Annotated in this window: 1 protein-coding gene; it reads left to right on the forward strand. The window is 46.5% G+C overall.

All coding sequences use genetic code 11. The features are described from left to right. The coding region (locus R8N49_RS29090) for an ABC transporter permease (protein ID WP_318190694.1) at positions 1 to 579 on the forward strand (579 nt) is incomplete at both ends.

A 579-nucleotide genomic window follows, 5' to 3' on the forward strand; every position in this document is an offset into this window, starting at 1 on the left:
AAACTGATCGCATTAAAAAACATACTGCCAAATGGCATGACCTTGGTTCGAAACACTCGTACTGAGCTTGAATCTTTGACCAAAGCATTTCACATGAACCTAACCGCGATGGGGATGTTGTCATTTTTGGTTGGACTGTTCATCTTTTATCAAGCGATGTCATTGTCTTTTATTCAGCGTCAGCGATTAGTCGGCATTTTGCGTCAAACCGGTGTGAATGGAACCCAATTGGCGCAAGCGCTATTACTTGAGCTCTCGATACTCGTTTTGGTCGCTTGGGCTTGCGGTAACTTCTTTGGACTCATGTTGGCGAACGAGTTGATCCCTGCAGTATCTTCCAGTTTGAGCGATCTATATGACGCCAACGTTGGCCTTACTATCGGTTGGTCGTGGCAGTCGAGCTTATACAGTTTGATTATGTCGGCAATGGGCGCTCTGATTTCCTGTTTGTGGCCACTGATTCGATTGTTGAAATCGCAACCAATTCGCTTGTCTTCGCGTTTATCGTTAATGCGCTTTGCAGGCAGAGAGTTTTCTTGGCAAGCATTGGCGGCATGTGCTTTCTGTGTAGCCGCGGTC

The sequence above is a fragment of the Vibrio sp. 1978 genome, assembly GCF_033344345.1.